Origin of the sequence: Mucilaginibacter gracilis, assembly GCF_003633615.1 — a bacterium.
Taxonomy (GTDB): Bacteria; Bacteroidota; Bacteroidia; order Sphingobacteriales; family Sphingobacteriaceae; genus Mucilaginibacter; species Mucilaginibacter gracilis.
Genome location: NZ_RBKU01000001.1, coordinates 1,480,718 through 1,499,691 on the forward strand (window position 1 = coordinate 1,480,718; position 18,974 = coordinate 1,499,691).

General features: G+C 41.4%; 18 protein-coding genes. 11 read left to right on the top strand and 7 right to left on the bottom strand.

What is annotated here, in order from left to right; all coding sequences use genetic code 11:
• The 3 genes from BDD43_RS06225 to BDD43_RS06235 are packed head-to-tail and all read right to left on the bottom strand — an operon-like array spanning position 1 to position 3,062.
• Positions 1 to 489: a gliding motility lipoprotein GldH gene (locus BDD43_RS06225; RefSeq protein ID WP_121196862.1), complete on the bottom strand. Its 489-nt coding sequence runs from the start codon at positions 487 to 489 to the stop codon at positions 1 to 3.
• Entirely contained in the window at positions 489 to 1,913 is a 1,425-nt protein-coding gene (locus tag BDD43_RS06230) for a PSP1 domain-containing protein (protein ID WP_121196863.1), read from the bottom strand. The genes BDD43_RS06225 and BDD43_RS06230 overlap by 1 nt, the downstream gene beginning before the upstream one ends.
• 3 nt (positions 1,914 to 1,916) lie before the next feature.
• Positions 1,917 to 3,062, bottom strand: coding sequence for a DNA polymerase III subunit (locus tag BDD43_RS06235; RefSeq protein ID WP_121196864.1), 1,146 nt, complete (start codon positions 3,060 to 3,062; stop codon positions 1,917 to 1,919).
• 144 nt (positions 3,063 to 3,206) lie between these two features.
• On the opposite strand from BDD43_RS06235, the gene ruvX reads away from it, so the two are divergent.
• The 7 genes from ruvX to BDD43_RS06270 all read left to right on the top strand — a co-directional run bounded on the left by ruvX (position 3,207) and on the right by BDD43_RS06270 (position 8,124).
• Positions 3,207 to 3,617 (top strand): Holliday junction resolvase RuvX, encoded by a 411-nt coding sequence (gene ruvX / locus BDD43_RS06240; RefSeq protein ID WP_121201897.1) that lies wholly within the window; start codon positions 3,207 to 3,209, stop codon positions 3,615 to 3,617.
• Positions 3,618 to 3,704: 87 nt separating this feature from the next.
• The gene (locus tag BDD43_RS06245) at positions 3,705 to 4,109 is read left to right on the top strand and encodes a GxxExxY protein (protein WP_121196865.1); all 405 of its coding nucleotides are present in this window, start codon (positions 3,705 to 3,707) and stop codon (positions 4,107 to 4,109) included.
• 44 nt (positions 4,110 to 4,153) lie between these two features.
• The gene (locus BDD43_RS06250; protein WP_121196866.1) at positions 4,154 to 4,798 is read left to right on the top strand and encodes an O-methyltransferase; all 645 of its coding nucleotides are present in this window, start codon (positions 4,154 to 4,156) and stop codon (positions 4,796 to 4,798) included.
• Positions 4,795 to 5,331 carry a glucosaminidase domain-containing protein gene (locus BDD43_RS06255; protein ID WP_121196867.1) on the top strand — a complete coding sequence of 179 codons (537 nt, stop codon included), beginning with the start codon at positions 4,795 to 4,797 and terminating at the stop codon, positions 5,329 to 5,331. The genes BDD43_RS06250 and BDD43_RS06255 overlap by 4 nt, the downstream gene beginning before the upstream one ends.
• Before the next feature lie 63 nt (positions 5,332 to 5,394).
• Complete coding sequence (locus BDD43_RS06260; RefSeq protein WP_121196868.1) at positions 5,395 to 6,231, top strand: glucosaminidase domain-containing protein; 837 nt, start codon at positions 5,395 to 5,397, stop codon at positions 6,229 to 6,231.
• A 62-nt stretch (positions 6,232 to 6,293) separates the two neighbouring features.
• The gene (locus tag BDD43_RS06265) at positions 6,294 to 7,040 is read left to right on the top strand and encodes a hypothetical protein (RefSeq protein ID WP_121196869.1); all 747 of its coding nucleotides are present in this window, start codon (positions 6,294 to 6,296) and stop codon (positions 7,038 to 7,040) included.
• Between the two features lie 148 nt (positions 7,041 to 7,188).
• Positions 7,189 to 8,124 (top strand): DUF3078 domain-containing protein, encoded by a 936-nt coding sequence (locus BDD43_RS06270; RefSeq protein WP_246001478.1) that lies wholly within the window; start codon positions 7,189 to 7,191, stop codon positions 8,122 to 8,124.
• Positions 8,125 to 8,151: 27 nt separating this feature from the next.
• On the opposite strand, the gene BDD43_RS06275 is transcribed toward BDD43_RS06270, so the two are convergent.
• Positions 8,152 to 10,602 carry a DUF5916 domain-containing protein gene (locus tag BDD43_RS06275; RefSeq protein WP_121196871.1) on the bottom strand — a complete coding sequence of 817 codons (2,451 nt, stop codon included), beginning with the start codon at positions 10,600 to 10,602 and terminating at the stop codon, positions 8,152 to 8,154.
• A gap of 201 nt (positions 10,603 to 10,803) precedes the next feature.
• Here BDD43_RS06275 and ffh point away from each other — a divergent pair, with 201 nt between their 5' ends.
• The 4 genes from ffh to BDD43_RS06300 all read left to right on the top strand — a co-directional run bounded on the left by ffh (position 10,804) and on the right by BDD43_RS06300 (position 15,251).
• Complete coding sequence (gene ffh, locus BDD43_RS06280) at positions 10,804 to 12,132, top strand: signal recognition particle protein (RefSeq protein WP_121196872.1); 1,329 nt, start codon at positions 10,804 to 10,806, stop codon at positions 12,130 to 12,132.
• Positions 12,133 to 12,370: 238 nt separating this feature from the next.
• On the top strand, positions 12,371 to 12,715 hold the full coding sequence (locus tag BDD43_RS06285) for a hypothetical protein (RefSeq protein ID WP_121196873.1): 345 nt from the start codon (positions 12,371 to 12,373) through the stop codon (positions 12,713 to 12,715).
• 630 nt (positions 12,716 to 13,345) lie between these two features.
• Positions 13,346 to 14,122, top strand: coding sequence for a sensor histidine kinase (locus BDD43_RS06295; RefSeq protein WP_121196875.1), 777 nt, complete (start codon positions 13,346 to 13,348; stop codon positions 14,120 to 14,122).
• A 58-nt stretch (positions 14,123 to 14,180) separates the two neighbouring features.
• The gene (locus BDD43_RS06300) at positions 14,181 to 15,251 is read left to right on the top strand and encodes a PA0069 family radical SAM protein (RefSeq protein ID WP_121196876.1); all 1,071 of its coding nucleotides are present in this window, start codon (positions 14,181 to 14,183) and stop codon (positions 15,249 to 15,251) included.
• Between the two features lie 4 nt (positions 15,252 to 15,255).
• Here BDD43_RS06300 and BDD43_RS06305 read toward each other — a convergent pair whose 3' ends face one another.
• The 3 genes from BDD43_RS06305 to BDD43_RS06315 all read right to left on the bottom strand — a co-directional run bounded on the left by BDD43_RS06305 (position 15,256) and on the right by BDD43_RS06315 (position 18,649).
• Positions 15,256 to 16,743: a tetratricopeptide repeat protein gene (locus tag BDD43_RS06305; protein ID WP_121196877.1), complete on the bottom strand. Its 1,488-nt coding sequence runs from the start codon at positions 16,741 to 16,743 to the stop codon at positions 15,256 to 15,258.
• Between the two features lie 65 nt (positions 16,744 to 16,808).
• Positions 16,809 to 17,552 (bottom strand): zinc ribbon domain-containing protein, encoded by a 744-nt coding sequence (locus BDD43_RS06310; RefSeq protein WP_121196878.1) that lies wholly within the window; start codon positions 17,550 to 17,552, stop codon positions 16,809 to 16,811.
• Positions 17,552 to 18,649 carry a Nif3-like dinuclear metal center hexameric protein gene (locus BDD43_RS06315; protein WP_121196879.1) on the bottom strand — a complete coding sequence of 366 codons (1,098 nt, stop codon included), beginning with the start codon at positions 18,647 to 18,649 and terminating at the stop codon, positions 17,552 to 17,554. The genes BDD43_RS06310 and BDD43_RS06315 overlap by 1 nt, the downstream gene beginning before the upstream one ends.
• Between the last annotated feature and the right edge of the window lie 325 nt (positions 18,650 to 18,974).

The window sequence follows — 18,974 nt, forward strand, 5'->3', positions numbered from 1 at the left end:
CTACTCGGCCTTTTCAACCCGCAACCCAACATCGCTAACCTGGTGCAGGGGGTTATCGCGCATGTTTTGCTCTATTTCTATACGGTATTTACCCTTAACAGGGAATTTATAACTGGTTCGGAACGGAACCTGATAGGTGTATAAATTACCCGTTCCGCGCCCTAACCATTGGCCGTCTTTATCGGCCAAGGTAAACTCGTAACGGGTAGTTTCAGTTTTTTTATCCGGGCCCACCTGGTGAATAAGTATAAAAATGTTTGAGTACTTATAATCGGGCGTAACCCGTAAATTTAGATACAGGTTGTAAGCAATTGCCGCATCGGCAATGTCAAAAACACAACTTATGCGGCTATGATAGCCCCAATTTTGATTTTCAACCTCGGTATTTTGGTCAATAATCCTATTACGGTCATGTATGCCGCAGCTGCCCAACGCCAATACCGCTATAGCAGTTAGGCAAACAATAAAGCTTTTTAAAGCCGGTTTCATTATTCGTTTCCTGTTGGTTTGGGTTTGTTATTGTTGGGGTTATTAGCATTGCCGCCACCACCGCGGTTTGGCCTGTGCCTGCGGTTGTTGCGCCTGTTGGCATTATTAGCCGGCGCAACGCCGCCTTCGGTTGGTTTAGCACCCTCTATTATGTTACGAGGCTGCTGAGGCTGCCCTTGCGGCCGAGGTTGTTGCTGTTGATGCTGTTTTTGCTGCTGCTGTTGTTGGTTTGGCTTGGCAGGCCTGGCATCGGCATTAGCATTAGCTGGCCGTGCATCCTGCGAAGGCTTCCGGTTTTTATTATTGCGGTTTTTGTTGTTTTTATTTTGATTACGGTTACGGTCGTCAAGGCGGGTTAAGCTATCCTGCCCAACTACGTTTTCATAGTCAGGTTGTTTAATCAGTTCCTCTATATTAGCAAATTCGCCCAGGTCGGCAGGTATTACGCCGTCGCGGTTTTGTTTCTGAATTTCCTTTACGCGGCTTATCTCAACCGGCACCCAGTTATCATCTTTAGGATAACTAAACCACATTATTTTTTTAAATATGTCCGTCTTTTGCAAGCGGGCATCCCCCTTTTCGGTCTTCAAATAGTTTACGTTATCGGGTATGTGTTTAAGCGCATCCATGTACGTATCCAGCTCATAGTTAAGGCAGCACTTTAGTTTACCGCACTGGCCAGCCAGTTTCAATGTATTTAACGACAGGTTTTGATACCTTGCCGCCGATGTTGAAACAGTTTTAAAATCTGTTAACCAGGTTGAGCAGCATAATTCGCGGCCGCATGAGCCTATGCCACCAAGCCTGCTGGCTTCCTGGCGCATACCAATCTGGCGCATTTCAATCCTTATCCTAAATGATTCGGCCATGCGCTTAATCAATTCCCTAAAATCAACCCGGCCCTCGGCAGTGTAGTAAAAAGTAGCCTTAGTTTTATCGCCCTGGTAATCAACATCGCTTATCTTCATAGATAGGCCAAGTTCAATGGCAAGCGTGCGCGCCTTGTGCATGGTTTCCCATTCCAGATCCTTTGCTATTTTCCATTTGTCCACATCCGCGGGTGTGGCTTTTCGATATATCTTTTTAGCAACGTCGGCTTCGTTTACATGGCGCTTAACCATTTGCATACGCACCAGTTCGCCAGTTATAGATACATGGCCAATATCAAACCCACCGGTGGTGGTTTCAACGGCAACCAGTTCGCCTGCTTCCAGGTAAATATTATCCAGGTTAACAAAAAATTCCTTCCGCGAACCTTTGAATTTTACTTCAATGATTGGAAAAGGCTTATAATTTGTTGGCATATCCATGTTAGAAAGCCAATCGTAAACATCTAATTTACTGCAACCATTAGTAAGGCAACTGCCATTACTTTTGCAGCCTGCAGGCGCACATCCGCCTGTTGAGCAACTTCCGCATCCCATAATTTAGTTCGGTATATAGTGTGTCCCTTGCGGGATCGTTTTAAATTTTAGTATCTTAACAATTTGTAAAGATACATCTAAAAATAAAATTTTCGGGTTCGCATTTCTTTCTACATGATAATGCGCTTTTTCAAGCAGTTCGCTAATGGCGGCAGCCATGGGCAAACTCATAACCGATATCATTTTTTGCGCCGTATCCAGCTCCTTTGCCGGCAGGTGTACCAGGTTGCCGGCACCGGCCAGCAACATACAGCATTCGCGTATATAGCTTATGCCATACCGCATAAAGTTTTTTTGATTTTCGCGGCCCAGCTTTGCCAGTACATCAACAAAATCAACAATCTCTAAACCTTTATTTGAAAAACACATGCGCAGCCACTTTAAAAAATAATCGTGATAGCTGCTCTCGTCGTTGTTCAGCATAGCCAAAGCCTCGGTTAGGTTACCGTCGCTTAAAAAGGCAATTTCGGCAGCGGCGTGTTCGGTTTGGTGATGTTCGTTTATTAAATACTGTTTAACCTCGTTATCATTAAGGCAGGGTATTTTTACAAGCTGCGTGCGCGATAAAATGGTGTTAAGTATTTGGTCCTGGTTTTGGGCCACCAGTAAAAATAAGGTATTGGGCTGCGGCTCTTCAATAATTTTGAGCAGGGCGTTACCCGTTTTATCCAGGTACTCGGGTAGCCAGAGTATTAAAATTTTATAGGCCGATTCAAACGGCTTAAAGCTTAGTTTTTTTATTATCTGGTGGCACTCGGCAATGTTAATATTGGCTTGCTTGTTTTCGGCATCCAAATATCCGCGCCAAATATCAAGGCTAAGGTAGGGGTGCTTTATAATAGCATCGCGCCATTGTTCAATAAAACTGAGTGCGGTATCGTCTTTATGTTTAGCAAAAAAGGGGTACGAAAAATGCAGATCGGGGTGAACCAGCTTTTGATACTTGCGGCACGATGCGCATACTCCGCACGAATCGTGGTCGCTTTTATCCTCGCACGATACATATTGGGCATAGGCTATGGCAAGTGCCAAACTACCCGAACCTTCGGGACCCAAAAATAACTGCGCATGGCTAACCCGGTTTTCTTTAACCGTATTAATCAATCTTTGCTTGATCTCGCCCTGCCCAACTATCGAACTAAACTGCATTTGGTGCAAAATACTAAATTAGTATTGAGATATGCGTATTGCGTATTGCGATTTTTTTGATTTATGACAAAAAATAAATCGCTAAAAGCAAATAAGCTACTTTTGCATGGCGCAATACGCATATCGCATTACGCAATACGCCCCATGAGAATAATGGCTTTTGACTACGGAACCAAACGCATTGGCATTGCCGTTACCGACCCTTTGCAAATTATTGCCACCGGGTTAGATACCGTACACCCTAAGGATATTGTGGAATACCTAAAAAAATATTTCATAACAAACCCTGTGGAACGCTTTATTGTGGGCGAACCTAAGCAAATGGATAATACGGCATCACAATCGGCACCGCACGTTAGGGGTTTTGTTACCATCCTCAAAAAAAACTTCCCAGATATACCCATTGAAATGTTAGACGAACGTTTTACCTCCAAAATGGCATCGGCGGTAATTGCACAAAGCGGCATGGGTAAAATGGACAGGCGAAATAAGGAATTGGTTGATACGATTTCGGCAACTATAATATTGCAATCTTATATGGACCGCAGATTTTAAATGATTTTTATGATTTCGCTGATTTGATTTTTGTGTCGTATGATATAAATAATTACACATATTTAGATCCTAATTGATTTGTTAGATATGATAAATAATAATTACAAGCATTCGGAGCTGACTGGTAAAATTATCGGCTGTGCCATGAAGGTGCATACTCAATTAGGGAATGGTTTCCCGGAGGTTATCTACCAGCGATGCTTAGCAATTGAATTAAATAAAGCGGTTTTGCTTTTTACAAAGGAATATGAAATGCCTGTTTATTACGATGGGATAAACGTTGGATCTCGCCGCGTTGACTTTTTGGTTGAAGATAAAATTATAGTTGAACTAAAAGCAACATCACGTTTAGAAGCTGCTCACCTTGCGCAAGCCATTAACTATCTGGAAGCTTATAACCTTGAAACAGGGCTACTTATAAACTTTGGCTCAAAAAGCCTAGAGTTCAAAAGAATCACCAACGAAAGAAAACTGAAAAATCAGATCAAATAATAAATCAATCAGCGAAATCATAAAAATCATTAAAAATCAACGGTATGGAGATTCTCGACCCCGCCCTGCAAGCCTATTTGGAGCAACATTGCCCTCCCGAGCCCAAAATGTTAATAACTATTAACAGGGAAACTCATTTAAAGGTGCTAAAAGCCAACATGCTTTCGGGCCATTACCAGGGCAGGTTGTTGAGTATGTTAAGCAAAATGCTGCAACCTAAATGCATATTGGAAATAGGCACTTACACCGGCTACGCCACAATTTGCCTGGCCGAAGGCTTGGTTGAGGGCGGCGAAATACATACCATTGAAGTGAATTTGGAGATGGAAGAAATGATTAGAAAAAACTTTAAAAACTCGGGTTTTGAAGATCGTATTTTTCCACATTTTGGCGATGCGGCGCAAATAATTTTGGAATTATCGGATAAAAATTACGATATTGTGTTTATTGACGCCGACAAAAAAAGCAATTACGCTTATTTTCAGCTCATTATAGATCAGCTAAAGCCCGGAGGGGTAATTATTGTTGACAACGTTTTGTGGAAGGGAAAGGTATATAACCAAGCAAATGATACCGATACCCGCACAATTAGAGAGTTTAATAAATTGATTAGTACCGACGACAGGGTAGAGCAATTAATACTACCTGTTAGAGACGGAATTATGCTGATCAGAAAAAAACAACTATGAAAAAAACCGTACTGATTGTATTGCTTTTTATAGCCGCACAAGCCTCTGCGCAAAACACCTCAAAATCGTATATCGAAAAATTTAAAGATGATGCCATCCGCATCATGCACCAAACCGGCATCCCCGCAAGTATTACTTTAGCCATTGCCATGCACGAATCGGGCTGCGGCAACAGCGTTTTGGCCCAACATTTAAACAACCAGTTTGGCATGAAGGGCAACAGCGTTGTAGTTTATAAGCGCCGTCATAAAAGAGTGAGTACGCTTTATAAACAATACAATTCTATTGCCGAATCGTTTGAGGATTTTGCCCGTGTAATTACAGAAAAGAAAAAATTTAGTGGCCTGAGCACCAAATTTACCCATTACGATTATTTAGGTTGGGTACACGGCATTCAAAAAGCAGGCTATGCCAGCAGCCGCAAATGGGGCGCACAGGTTTTAAGCATCATAACCAAATACCAGCTCAACACCCTGGACGAAACGCCCGAAGCACAACCAAACCTTGCCGCGGCATTGGATGATGTGCAATAATTACGAAGCATCGCCAGTGTAAACAAAAGCATCTATTATCTTTGCCGATAATTAACCCTGCTTATGCGAAAAATTACCTGTGCTTTGTTTGTTATTATTACTTTAGCATCGTGTTCGGCACGTAAAAAAGTTGCTACCATAAGCAGCGGCCAGGCCAGGCACAATAACCAGGAGATACAAAAAGAACACCAGGCTGCAATTGGCAATTACCCCACCTATACCGCCGACCAATACATACAACGTTTTAAAAAAATTGCCATACAAGAAATGAACGCTTATGGCGTGCCGGCAAGTATTACACTGGCGCAGGGTTTATTTGAATCGGGCAACGGCAACGGCGATTTGGCGCGTATAGCCAACAACCACTTTGGTATTAAATGCACCAGCGATTGGAAAGGCAAAAGCTATTATAAAAACGACGACCAGGTAAACGATTGTTTCCGCGTTTATGATAACCCGGAAGATTCTTTCAGAGACCATTCCAACTTTTTGAAACGTAAACGTTACGCTTCGCTTTTTGAATTGGATAAAAACGACTACATGGGCTGGGCCAACGGCTTAAAGGCTGCCGGTTATGCTACCAACCCTAAATATCCGCAGTTACTTATTGCCGTTATTGAAAAATATAACCTCGATCAGTACGACAGGCCTGAAGGCGAAGTGCAAAAAATTAAACGCGAAGACCGTGTGCTTACGCAGATCAATCAAAATATCGGCAAAAGCGTGAAAGATTCTATTATTTCCCAAACCCCAACCGATAAATTATACACTGTAAAACAAGGCGACACACTTTACAACATTTCTAAACGTTTTGGGTTAACTGTTGACGAACTTAAGGCGTTAAACAACATGGCCGATAACAATATCAAACTTGGCCAAAAACTTGTTGTTGTAAAGTAAGGGGTGTTAATTTTTGTTAAAGTTATGACAATTAAGGGCAGAACGATTAGCTTTATTCCACAATGAAAACATGGCTGATCATTATTTTATTGAGTATCAACCTATCGGTAGCTTTTAGCCAGTCAAAAACTATCGACGGTATTGTGTTTGATAACAACACCAAAGAGCGTATTGCCAAAGTAAATATTGTTAACCTAAGCACAAAGGCCAGTATTTATAATAATTTAAAAGCCGAGTTTAAACTACCCGCACAAAAAGGCGATTTGCTGGTATTCTATAAAGAAGGCTTTTTTAATGATACCATCAAACTTAAAGACGAAACATCCCTACTGGTTTATTTAAAGCGCACCAGTATACCGCTAAAGCCGGTGTACATTACAGGCCGCTTTTTAGCACCACAAAACCAGTTAGAGATTAATAAAAAGTTATACAACAAGGCTTATGGCTCACTGGCCAATCATGATTTATTGAGTTTTGGCTCGGGCGGTGTTGGCTTAAGTATTGATGCCTTGTACAATATGTTAAGCCGCGAGGGCCGTAATGCCACACGCTTGCGCGAAGATATTGACCGCGAATACCACCAAAGCATTATTGATAGCCGTTTTAACAGCACCCTGGTGGCATCGGTAACCGGTTTAAAAGACCCACAGCTTACCGATTTTATGTTTAAATACCGCCCCGGCTACTATTTTGCAACCGAAGCTACCGATTACGAATTTATTAAATACATACGTAACAATTACCGGCACTACCAGCGCAACCCCGATGCATATTCGTTACAGCACCTGTACATAAACGAGGTTAAGTAAACATTTTTTTACAAAACGCAATACTATTAAGTGCTCTCCGTTTTAAAATTACGATGTTGATTTTAAAAAAAATGCTTTTATTTGCCTCATGTTAAAATCCGGCATTTGCATTTTTACAATAGCTTTGTTTTTTTGCATCGGGCCGGCGATGGCCCAAAAAACCGATTCGGTTAAAATTGATACCAACCTGCTTAACAAGTACCGCATTAACCCACCCAAAAATGCGTTGCCGGTACGTATAAGGCCAATTTTATTAACGCCACAACCCATACCGGTTACAACAATTGATTTCCAGGTTAGTTATTGGCGTAAATCGTTAACGGCGGGTTTAAACCTTAACCAAACGGCCTTTAGTAATAACTGGAGCGGCGGTGGTGTAAGCTCGTTTGCGCTTGGTGCCAATTTTGATTTTAAAGCCGAGTACAATAAACAGCCCCTAAGCTATACAACCGAATTATTACTCATCTACGGTATATCAAAAAACAAAGGTCAGTTTTCGCGCAAAACCAACGATCGTATTTTTTATGATAACAAAGTAGCTTCGCAACTGTCAAAAAAATGGTACTTCTTCGGTTCGGTAAGTTTCGAATCGCAATTTGATGTTGGCTATCAATATGCCGATGGTTATGCTCCGTTATTAATATCCAAGTTTATGTCGCCCGGTTACTTTACCGAGTCGATAGGTTTTGAGTATAAACCCGTAAAATATATTGATATACGCCTGGGTACAGGTACCGCGCGCCAAACCTTTGTGTTAGATACCACCATATACCATAACATACCCGGCAATTACGGTGTAACCCCGCACAATATACTCCGTAACGAACTGGCCTTCCAGGTAGTTAGTACCATTAATAAAGATGTTGCCACCAACATGAACCTCCAGGCCCGGTACGCCCTTTTTATACCCTACAATAATTTCAGCCAAATTACACACCGGTTAGATGCTACCCTTACGGCAAAGGTTAACCGCTTAATTAACGTTACCCTTAACGGAACAGTGCTTTACGATATTACCACCAATAAAAGCGTGCAAGCATCACAGGGCCTGGCTTTGGGCCTCATCTACAAGTTCCCTAACTAATGAGGGGGGAAATTGTAAGATTTTTTTTTAACCTTTATGCTTTTTGCGTAAATCCTGATAATCTATATAGTACAATATTTTAAGGGATAAGTTATTGTTAAGCGGATTGGTAAATGTTTTGTGTACGTTATAAAAATAACCGTCGCGCGCTTCGTTGTTATCGCTTAGGGCCGAATTTTTGTAAGCAATACTCAATTGGCTACCCGGCGAAAATTCCCAGGTATATATCATATCGGTATTCAGGGTGTTAAAGTTTTCATCATTAGCCGCCGTATAGTCGGTTGTGGTTAACGCCTTTAACGATCCGTCGGTTTGCAACATCTGGAACGACTGATTATTCCGTTGGCTCCAATAATGCCTTAACCTCAAGGTTAGTCCCATTTTATTGTTAAAGGTATATTTCAGGTTAAATATATTTTCAACCGTGCTGCGGTTGTATAACGAAAATATGGAGTTGTTGCCTCCGTCGATAGTGTAAAAGCCGTAAGAGTGGTGCTCGGGGTTATAAGTAACATCTTCGCCAAACGAAAACTTATTGCTGATGCGTAAATTATAAAAAATCTCGTCGGTATTGGTAAACGAGCTTTGTCCGTTGTTTACCGGGCGCACCTGCACAAAAAAGCCTCCGCTTAGGCGTTTGGCCTGGTTTGTATTTAACGATACATTAAAACGGTAACTTGCCGGTGTGTTATAGTACATGCCAGCTATTTCGGGCGAATAATAATCGCGACCGCCAGGTTGCAGGTGCGTGTTAATATTAATGCTCCAAAAGTTTTTAAACCTTGCGTTACCGCCAATTGCTGCATCCATGGTTTGGAAAGCCGAAGGCTGGTATCGCCTCGAGTAGTAAACATACGACCATATATTCCAAAAGGTTAAAAACTTTTTAGGCTTGTAATCGGCGTATTGCAAGTTAATGGTATGATCTAAATAATTAGGGTTGGTTAAATATCCCAAATCGTTGGGGTTATAGTTGGGGCTGGCAAAATCCTCAATCACGCTCCAGGTAAAACTACCCAGGTTTTTATTAACACCAAACTCATAGGTATAGCCGGATACATCCGGTTTATCCGGATAAGATAAATTGCTCATAAAACCATATCCCGTTAGGGCATACGAATTTTTTTTGTTTTGTAAATTAAATGCAAAACCGCCAACATCGGCATTATAATCATTGCCAAAACGGGTAACATTGGTATTTATCAACGTTACCGACGAGTTGTTGATCAGGTTTTGATCCAGCACCAAAATGTTGTAATTGGTAGTAGGCGCAGTTTTAACCAACCGTTTATTACCCGTAAGTGTATCTTGTACAACCGCTTCGGCATTTTGTGTAACCGCGTTAAAAATACCTATACCCAAACCACCTGCCAACCGGCCAGATACTTTGGTAGCATTAAGCAAGCGCGTTTCCGAAGGGTTTTTAATAATCTCCTCGTGTGCGTTTAAGCTAACGTTGTAATAATCAATAGGGGTACTGCCAATATTGCGCGAGTAAAACAGGTTGCCTTTATTAAACAATTCCGTGCCTTCGGTAAAAAAAGGGCGGTTCTCGTTATACTTCACCCTAAAAGGTGTTAAATTTAAAACCTGATTGTCGGATTGCACCTGCCCAAAATCGGGTATCAGTGTCATATCCAGCGTAAAGCTTTGGTTTATCCCATACTTAAAATCCATGCCACCATTAACCGAGCTTGTGGTGTTTTTAACCCCCGGTGTGTTGTATGGATAGTTGTTAACATAGGTAGAAAAATAAGGATAAAAGGCAAGCCTAACCGGCGGTGTAACATTTTGTATACCTGCAAGTTGCCCTTCCTGGTTTACAAAACCGTTCTTTTTAGGGTCAAGCTCGTTCCAAAACAGTTGCTTTTGCTCAAACTGGCGTTTGCGCACCATATTCATCCCCCAGGTTTGAATATCCTTTTTAGGGAAACGCAGGGCCGAATAAGGTATTTTAAATTCGGCTGTCCAGCCGTCGTTGTTAATTACCACCTTGGTTTGCCAAACGGCGTTCCAGTTAGCGTCTTCATTGTTGCCGCCAGCACTTGGCGAGTATTTGGCATCAAATTGTACACCTGCTGCGGTAACGTAAAAGCCCGATGCATTTTGTCCGTCCAAATAAGTATCAAACACAACACCTATAAAGTCGGAGTTGCCTATGTTATCGCGGGTTGTTAACTCGTGCGCTACTTTTGCGGCGCTGGTTTCATACATGCGCGCCCCTATGTAAATGGCTGTGTTATCATACAAAATGCGTACTTCTGTACGCTCCTCGGTTTTCTCGTGCCTTCCGGCTACGGGGTTTAGCTCAACAAAATCGGTTGCAACGGGTGCATCCTTCCAAACGGCGTCATCTAAAATACCATCAATTTTAGGTGCTGTTTCGGCTTTTTTAGCGGACATTTTTTTTATTACCGGCTGCGCTAATGCAGTGCAGTAAAAGGTTGAACATACAATAAAAAGGTAAAAATATTTCATGCAGTTAGTAAACGTTTATGATTATAAGACTACCGAATTTAAAATAGGTTACAACCCAAATTGCCAAAACGCAAATACTTGATAGCTATATTTAATGTTTTTTGGTTAAAAGCAAAAATGAGGCGCAATCCTGCATGTGGTTTTGTTTCAAAATCATAACTTTGTGGCCTTAATTTTACGATTTTATAATAAGATAAAAAGATGTTTGAAAATCTTTCGGATAAACTCGACAGGGCGTTTAAAGTACTAAAGGGCCAGGGAACAATTACAGAAATAAACGTGGCCGAAACCATGAAGGAAATTCGCAAAGCCCTTTTGGATGCCGACGTAAATTATAAAACAGCAAAAGCTTTTACCGATGATGTAAGGCAAAAAGCTATTGGGCAAAATGTGTTAACTACCATTTCGCCGGGGCAATTGCTTACTAAAATAATGAACGATGAGCTTACCGAGCTTATGGGTGGCGCTACCGCCGAACTGAGCTTTCCGGCTACGCCAACAATTATTTTAATTGCCGGCTTAAACGGTGCGGGTAAAACTACGTTTACCGGTAAACTCGCTAACTTTTTAAAAACCCAAAAAGGTAAAAAGCCTTTATTGGTTGCCGGCGACGTTTATCGCCCGGCGGCTATTGAGCAATTAAAGGTATTGGGCGAGCAAATTGGAGTTCCGGTTTATGCCAATATGGAATCTAAGGATCCGATAAGTATTGCCCGCGAAGGTGTGGCTCTTGCTAAACAAAACGGAAACAATGTGGTAATTGTGGATACCGCAGGCCGCTTATCTATTGATGAGGCCATGATGGTTGAAATTGAGCAGGTTAAAGCTGCGCTTAACCCGCACGAAATATTGTTTGTGGTTGACTCCATGACCGGCCAGGATGCCGTGAATACCGCCAAGGTATTTAACGACAGGCTTGATTTTACCGGCGTTGTATTAACCAAACTTGATGGCGATACACGCGGCGGTGCGGCTTTATCAATCAAATCGGTAGTTAACAAGCCCATTAAGTTTATTGGTACCGGCGAAAAAATGGATGCCCTTGATGTTTTCCACCCGGATAGGATGGCATCGCGGATATTGGGTATGGGCGACGTTATATCGCTTGTTGAGCGTGCCCAACAACAATTTGACGAGAAACAGGCTGCCGAGCTCCAGAAAAAGATACGGAAAAACAAATTTGACTTTAACGACTTTTACGGGCAAATACAGCAGATCAAAAAAATGGGTAACATGAAAGATTTGATGGGCATGATACCGGGCGTAGGCAAGGCCATGAAAGATATTGAAGTAGACGATAATGCTTTCAAATCAATCGAAGCCATCATCTCGTCCATGACACCTTTTGAAAAAGAAAACCCCGATAGCATTAACCAAAGCCGCCGCAACCGCATTGCCAAAGGCTCGGGCACAGATTTGGCCGAAGTTAACCGCCTTATTAAGCAGTTTGACGATATGCGCAAGGTGATGAAACAAATGAGCAACCCGGCAGCTATGGCCAATATGATGAAGCGTATGCCAAAAATGTAGTTTTAAGATAGTGACACAAGCGGGTTTGTTTTTATTTACAGCCGTGCTATTGTAGCATTTTAAATTACTGCCTGTGTTGCCCGATGTGGAAAGCTCGTTCATGCTTTTGCCTTTAGTAATTTAATGCTTTGAGGCTTAAAAAAGCATTAAATTATATCAAACTAAGTGCCGCATAACCCGCAGATTAATTTATTTGTTTGTACTTTTAAGCATTAATAAAAACTAACCCCTAATTATAATGGCACAAATAGTAGATGCAAAACCCGCAGCCGAATGCGTTTTAAAATATCAGTATGAATATCAGGAAGTTGATAACCCCTCTTGTAAAGAAGCTTACACGTCGGCAGTTTCCTTCCCTATAGAATCAATTCTGGCTTTTATTAAAAGCCAACCCGATTGCGACACGCTTACAATAGTACCCGGTATTTATACGCAAGAGTTTGCCAAGCAGTACGACGGTGCTAAAGAGGGGCGGATGAGCCTTTTCCTTTACCTTGAATCATCCAAAGGCCACGGTGGTGGTTTAGGAAACCCTGTGCCTCCAACTGGCGACCCTTTTAATCTGGGTAGTAGTCAACCGTGATATGGAATTCGGTTTATATCAGGCTGTCCAGCTAATTAGTCTCATCACTGCTATTTTTTGTTATAAGGGGCTCAAAAAATTCAAGTTAACTGCTTTTGTCCCCCTTTTAATTCTTGTTTGTATTGTTGAGTTTATTGCGGGTAATTACAAAATGTGGGGCTGGCCTAGCAATTACATAGTCTACGACCTGTATTTTATTTTATCTACCCCAATATTATTGTACATCCTAAATAACATGTTGGCCTTTAAAAAAAAAGGGCAATTAATATACTGGTTAATAAATAGCTGTCTGATGCTTTTTGTTACGTATAACACATTTTTTTTGCAGGGCCTTCACAAAATAGACACATATTCGTATTTAACGGTTGAATCCTTTATGGTTATTTGGTCGTTAATAGCCATATTCAGACAATTTTTAGAAGACGATGCCGCCACGATGTTGAATGAACATCCTTACTTTTGGATAAACGGATCCACCGTAATTTTTGGCTTAGGAATACTGTTTATTATGGGTTTATCAGATTATATCATCGAAAAAAAGATTTTCCTTTATGGAAAGCACATTTATCAATACGTAACAAAAGCTTTAAATTTTGTATTGTACATTAGCTATAGCTACGCATTTATACTATGCAGGAAACTAACAGTCAAGCAGTCTTAACCATATTTGTTGTTGTTGCCTTGTTGGTGTTAATTGCCGTAATTATGCTTGCTATAGCCGTTTATTACACCAACAGCAAAAAACGCCTGATACGCGAAAAAGAACTTTTAAAAGTTACCTACCAACAAGCTATTTTACAGGCCCAGTTTGAAATACAGGACCAAACCCTACGCAACGTTAGCCAGGAAATACACGATAACATTGGCCAGGTGTTATCATACGTATCCCTTAGCCTTGATAGGGCGACAGATTTAAGCGATGCGCAAAAAAATAGTTTGATAACCGAAAGCCGAACGCTCGTAAATCAATCAATGAATGATTTACGCGACTTATCCAAAAGTTTTAGTTTGGATAATATAATCAGCAACGGTTTAACAGCCACTGTTAAAGCCGAGGTTGCGCGCTTAAATAAAAGCCGCTTAATTGAAGCCCGTTTAGATATTGATGGCGAAGTTTATAGCATTGGCGAACATCAGGAACTGGTATTGTTCCGTATTATTCAGGAGTTTATTAACAATACCTTAAAGCACGCCAAAGCCAAAATTTTGGTTATCAACCTGCAATTTAGTGCTGATAAATTGGTACTTAAATTAACCGACGATGGTATTGGGTTTGATGTTAAACAAAAACAAAACGGCTCGGGCCTAAAAAACATGCACACCAGGGCCGGTTTAATTGGCGCCGGGGCAATAACCACCAGCAGCGAAAACGAGGGTACATCGTTAACCATCAGCCTTAAACGCTAAATTAAATATCAACTAAAAACAATTTGCTTTTACTAAATTTATTAGCAAATTTGTTTCTATGTCACATGAGGATAATCCGGAGTATTTTAAGGGACGGGGGGCGCAGGTAAATACGCACAACAAGTTTTTAAAAAACAAATATGTACTGGAGCACATGGAGGGGCTTGACGAACCTATGCTCCAAAACGGCAATACCCAGATATTTGAAGAACATCCTAAAAAAATTGTAAGCGAATCAAACAGTCCGGATTTGCCTTTTTTGAGTTCTATCAACCCCTACCAGGGTTGCGAGCATGGCTGCATTTACTGCTACGCACGCAACACGCACGAATACTATGGCTTTAGCGCGGGCTTAGATTTTGAACGCAAAATTATTGTAAAGCGAAATGCCGCCGCTTTGCTTGAAGAACATTTCAATAAAAAAAATTACCAGCCCACGGTAATTATGCTATCCGGCAATACCGATTGTTACCAACCCATTGAGCGGAAATTAAAAATAACCCGCTCATTGCTCGAAGTATTTTTGAAGTACAAAAACCCGGTAAGCATCATCACCAAAAACAATTTAATACTGCGCGATATTGATATTTTAGATAGCCTTGCCAAACTTAACCTGGTACATGTAAACGTATCGCTTAACTCGTTAGATGAGCAATTGCGCCAAAAGCTCGAACCGCGCACCATTACAGCAAGCGGGCGTTTAGCCGTTATCGAGAAATTATCAGAACGTAATATCCCCGTAAGGGTAATGGTGGCTCCAATTATTCCGGGTTTAACCAGCAACGAGGTACCCAATATTATTAAAGCTGCTGCTAACCGTGGTGCGCTGGCAGCAGGTTTTACTATTGTTAGGCTAAACGGTAGTATTGGCGAAATATTTACCGACTGGGTAGAAAAAGCTTTTCCGAACCGTGCCGAAAAAATTTTAAATATGGTGGCTTCCTGCCACGGTGGTAACTTAAATGATAGCCGTTGGGGAACCCGCATCAGCGGCGAAGGCAACATTGCCGAATCTATCCATCAGCTTTTTAAGCTTGCCTGCACCCGCTTTTTGGCGGATAGGCAAATGCCCGAGTATAATATGCAGCATTTTACCCCTTTAAAGGGAAAGCAAACATCGCTTTTTTAAAAGGTTAGTTAGCGGCCAGGCGTTTTAGGCCCTCTTTAGCTTTTTGTTCGAGGCTGTTTTTAAACTGCTGGTTTTTAAAATCAAAAACATGGTGGTAGGCTTCGCGTGCTTTTACGGGTTGGTTTTGTTCCTCGTATATAACCCCCATTTTTATTGCCGATGTTGCCGCGTAATGGTAGTTTGAGTTTTTACCTATATTAATGGCGTTTTGGTAAAACTTCAGGGCGGTGTCGTCCTCGTTCATGGCGTCGTAAATACGGCCCAATCTGTAGTAATATTCTATCCTATCGCGCTCAAGCGAAAAATCGGCAACGGTTTTGCCTTTTAAAGCAGCAAGGGCCCTGGCATAAAAACCTCCATCGCATAGTAAGCGGGCGCGCAGTAAAAACAAGTTTGGGGCCGTATCGTTAGCTTCGTCAAGTGCTTGCTTGTCTTTATCGTTAAATAAATAGCCTTTTGCTTTTACAAATTGTATAAAACCGTTGTATCGGTGTATATCGCCCTCAAGCAAACATTTCCAGGCCAGATGCAGGTAGGCATCCTTAATAAAGTTCACCCCGGTATTGCTTTGTAAAAATTTGTAGAAGTAATTATTGGCGCCAGTATCTTCACGGTTCATCTTGGCAATGCCTATCAAATAATCAAGGTAAGGGTACGGCAGGTAATCACTACCCTGATGGCGGTTTTGGAGCCAGCCAATAGCTTCCGCGCTATGGCCGGTGCGTAATGCCACATAACCCCTAATATAATCGGTTAGGAGGCTTGTACTATCGGCAACAGTAACCATTTGCAACATTTTGCTGTACGCAAACGGGTTGTTTACTACATCTGTTTGTATATAGGTGAGGTAATAGATCAGCTCGTTGTAATGATACGAATAGGGCGACTTTGGTAAATCAACCGATAATTGCTCAAGCATTTTAACGCCTGTTTGCGTATCGCCCTTTATCCCTAAAAAACTTAAAATTGATTTTAGTGCGCCGCCCGGTAATGAACCTAATAAAACATTTACCACACCCAACGGGATGCCATTGGGCAAAAAAGCCGGGTACTTTTTATTGTTGCTTTGTAGCAAACGATAGGCCCGGTTAACTTCTAAACCGGCGGTAGTATATTCGCCAAAATGGCTATGCAGCAGGGCCCATTGTAAATTTACCTGTGCTATACAAAAGTTGTAGTAGGGCGAGTTAGGGTCTTCGTCTTCCAGGCGGTTTATGCGGATGCTTTTATTTTCTTTTAATTTTCCAAACTCGGCCTTGTTTTCGTTGGTGAGTATTAAAAAAAAATCGTAATAATTATCAAGCAGGGTTGTTATGGCGTTTTGCGGGTGCAGTGCCTTCTCTTTATCAATTAGCAGCCTTCCTTCGTTTAAACGGAGCGCGAGTATGCTTTTATAGGCATGGATACAGTTGCTGTTAAAATCAAAGTTTGCTAAAACTGTTGAACTAAAACAAACAAAAACGAGAGCGATAGATAATACTTTGCGAAACATTTGATAAAAAAAATGGCGCCTTTAAAGGGCGCCAAATCTATTCATTTAATTACGATAATTTCGTATTAAGCTGGTTCGGCATCCAAAGCCATTTGTTCGTCAACCAAAATACGTCCACAATGTTCGCACACAATGATTTTTTTTCTTTGACGAATGTCCGACTGTCTTTGCGGAGGGATCTGGTTAAAGCAACCCGAGCACGAATCGCGCTGAATGGTAACTACAGCCAGGCCATTTTTTGCATTTTGGCGCAAGCGGGTGTAAGCTATTAACAAGCGTTCTTCAATACCACCTTTTGCCTTATCGGCTAAAGCCACCAATTCTTGTTCTTCTTTTTGTGTTTCGGCAGTAATGGTATCCAATTCTGCTTTTTTCACATCGAGGTCTTTTTGGCGCTCTTCAAGGTCGGCAACTGCTTTTTCGTAGATTTGGGTTTTACTGGTTATTTCAAAACCATATTCCTTAATCTTTTTTTCGCTCACCTGGATATCAAGACCTTGAATTTCAATTTCTTTCGAAATTGCATCATATTCACGGTTGTTCTTAACATCATTTAGCTGAGTTTCATACTTTTTAGCATTTGCCTGCGCATCTCTGATTAGATTTTTCCTGGTAACTATCGAGTCTTCCAGGTCATCTAATTCACTTTTTATTTTTTGAATACGAGTTTCCAACCCGGCAACATCATCTTCCAGATCCGAAACTTCCATTGGAAGTTCACCTCTTACCTGGCGTATTTTGTCAACCTTTGTGTGGATTGTTTGTAGGTCGTATAAAGCTTTAAGCTTCTGTTCTACGGTTTGTTCCATTAAATCAAATATTTGATGGGGTTTGTATTTACTTCTGTTAAACGGACGGCGAAGTTAGCAAATTTTTTTCGAATAATTTCAGATATTAAATTCTGCGTAAATTGCTCACTTTCAAAATGTCCTATGTCTGCAATAACTATCTTTTGCTCGGCATCAAAAAACTCATGATATTTAAAATCGGCCGTTATAAAAACGTCCGCTCCGGCACCAATAGCGTGCTTCAATAAAAAGCTTCCCGAGCCTCCGCATACCGCTACGTTTTTAACGCTTTTACCGCGCAAATTAGTATGCCTTATCACACTTGCATTCATTTTATATTTTACAAACTGCAAAAAATCCAGTTCGGTCATGGGCGTTTCCAATTCGCCTACCATGCCCGAGCCTACGTTTTGGTATTGGTTGGTAATGGGGTACAAATCGTAAGCAACCTCCTCGTAAGGGTGTTCCATAAAAAGCGCCATCAGTATTTTGCTTTCCAGGTTTGCGGGGTAAACGGTTTCTATCCTCACTTCGGGCTCGTTATGGCTGCTGCCCGGCTGGCCAACAAATGGTTGGGTACCTTCGTTGCCTTTAAAGGTTCCGGTTCCATCGACATTAAAGCTGCATTCGCTGTAGTTGCCAATATGGCCGGCCCCGGCTGCAAACAAGGCATTGCGCACCTTAACCGCATAAGCCGCCGGAACAAAAGTAACCAGCTTTTTTAACAAGCCATGTTTGGGCAATAAAATACGGCAGGCCTGCAAACCAAGGGTTTGGCAAATGCGGGCGTTTACACCGGTATCAATACTATCTAAATTGGTGTGTATGGCGTATATGGCTATGTTGTGCTTAATGGCTTTTTCAATAACGCGCTCAACATAGGTTTTGCCGTTAAATTTTTTCAGTCCCTTAAATACAATGGGGTGGTGCGATACTATAACCTGGCAGTTTTTGGCAATAGCCTCGTCAACCACAGCTTCGGTACAATCAAGCGATACAAGGGCCTGGCTTATTTCCATTTCAGGGCTACCCACAATGAGGCCGCAGTTATCGTAATCTTCCTGATAGCTGAGCGGGGCAATGCTTTCGAGATAGCTGGTAAGTTCGGCAAGTTTCATATCAACCAAAAGTCAGAATAAATAGCAATAGTGGCAACCCCAATATTAACTAATCATAAAGTTTGTTTCTATAAATCCCCAGTTGTACCCAAATTTCCCCAAATTGATAATCAGGGCTTTATACTGCATTGCCTGATACTCATTTAACGCCATATTTGCTAATTGGCATTGGGTTTGAACTATATATTATACGTTCAATAAAAATCCTCTTTCCCCTAATTGATGATTGGTTGATTTGTTTTTTCATAACAGGTAATGGTTGTAGTATCGGCAGATATTTCAACCATTTTTTTTGCCCCGATTTTTATACTTTAAAATGACGAAA

What these genes read in the sequence shown, in the direction of transcription:
- BDD43_RS06225 (WP_121196862.1), bottom strand. Translation starts at nt 489, where the DNA reads ATGAAACCGGCTTTAAAAAGCTTTATTGTTTGCCTAACTGCTATAGCG.
- BDD43_RS06230 (WP_121196863.1), bottom strand. Translation starts at nt 1,913, where the DNA reads ATGGGATGCGGAAGTTGCTCAACAGGCGGATGTGCGCCTGCAGGCTGC.
- BDD43_RS06235 (WP_121196864.1), bottom strand. Translation starts at nt 3,062, where the DNA reads ATGCAGTTTAGTTCGATAGTTGGGCAGGGCGAGATCAAGCAAAGATTG.
- ruvX (WP_121201897.1), top strand. Translation starts at nt 3,207, where the DNA reads ATGAGAATAATGGCTTTTGACTACGGAACCAAACGCATTGGCATTGCC.
- BDD43_RS06245 (WP_121196865.1), top strand. Translation starts at nt 3,705, where the DNA reads ATGATAAATAATAATTACAAGCATTCGGAGCTGACTGGTAAAATTATC.
- BDD43_RS06250 (WP_121196866.1), top strand. Translation starts at nt 4,154, where the DNA reads ATGGAGATTCTCGACCCCGCCCTGCAAGCCTATTTGGAGCAACATTGC.
- BDD43_RS06255 (WP_121196867.1), top strand. Translation starts at nt 4,795, where the DNA reads ATGAAAAAAACCGTACTGATTGTATTGCTTTTTATAGCCGCACAAGCC.
- BDD43_RS06260 (WP_121196868.1), top strand. Translation starts at nt 5,395, where the DNA reads ATGCGAAAAATTACCTGTGCTTTGTTTGTTATTATTACTTTAGCATCG.
- BDD43_RS06265 (WP_121196869.1), top strand. Translation starts at nt 6,294, where the DNA reads ATGAAAACATGGCTGATCATTATTTTATTGAGTATCAACCTATCGGTA.
- BDD43_RS06270 (WP_246001478.1), top strand. Translation starts at nt 7,189, where the DNA reads ATGGCCCAAAAAACCGATTCGGTTAAAATTGATACCAACCTGCTTAAC.
- BDD43_RS06275 (WP_121196871.1), bottom strand. Translation starts at nt 10,602, where the DNA reads ATGAAATATTTTTACCTTTTTATTGTATGTTCAACCTTTTACTGCACT.
- ffh (WP_121196872.1), top strand. Translation starts at nt 10,804, where the DNA reads ATGTTTGAAAATCTTTCGGATAAACTCGACAGGGCGTTTAAAGTACTA.
- BDD43_RS06285 (WP_121196873.1), top strand. Translation starts at nt 12,371, where the DNA reads ATGGCACAAATAGTAGATGCAAAACCCGCAGCCGAATGCGTTTTAAAA.
- BDD43_RS06295 (WP_121196875.1), top strand. Translation starts at nt 13,346, where the DNA reads ATGCAGGAAACTAACAGTCAAGCAGTCTTAACCATATTTGTTGTTGTT.
- BDD43_RS06300 (WP_121196876.1), top strand. Translation starts at nt 14,181, where the DNA reads ATGTCACATGAGGATAATCCGGAGTATTTTAAGGGACGGGGGGCGCAG.
- BDD43_RS06305 (WP_121196877.1), bottom strand. Translation starts at nt 16,743, where the DNA reads ATGTTTCGCAAAGTATTATCTATCGCTCTCGTTTTTGTTTGTTTTAGT.
- BDD43_RS06310 (WP_121196878.1), bottom strand. Translation starts at nt 17,552, where the DNA reads ATGGAACAAACCGTAGAACAGAAGCTTAAAGCTTTATACGACCTACAA.
- BDD43_RS06315 (WP_121196879.1), bottom strand. Translation starts at nt 18,649, where the DNA reads ATGAAACTTGCCGAACTTACCAGCTATCTCGAAAGCATTGCCCCGCTC.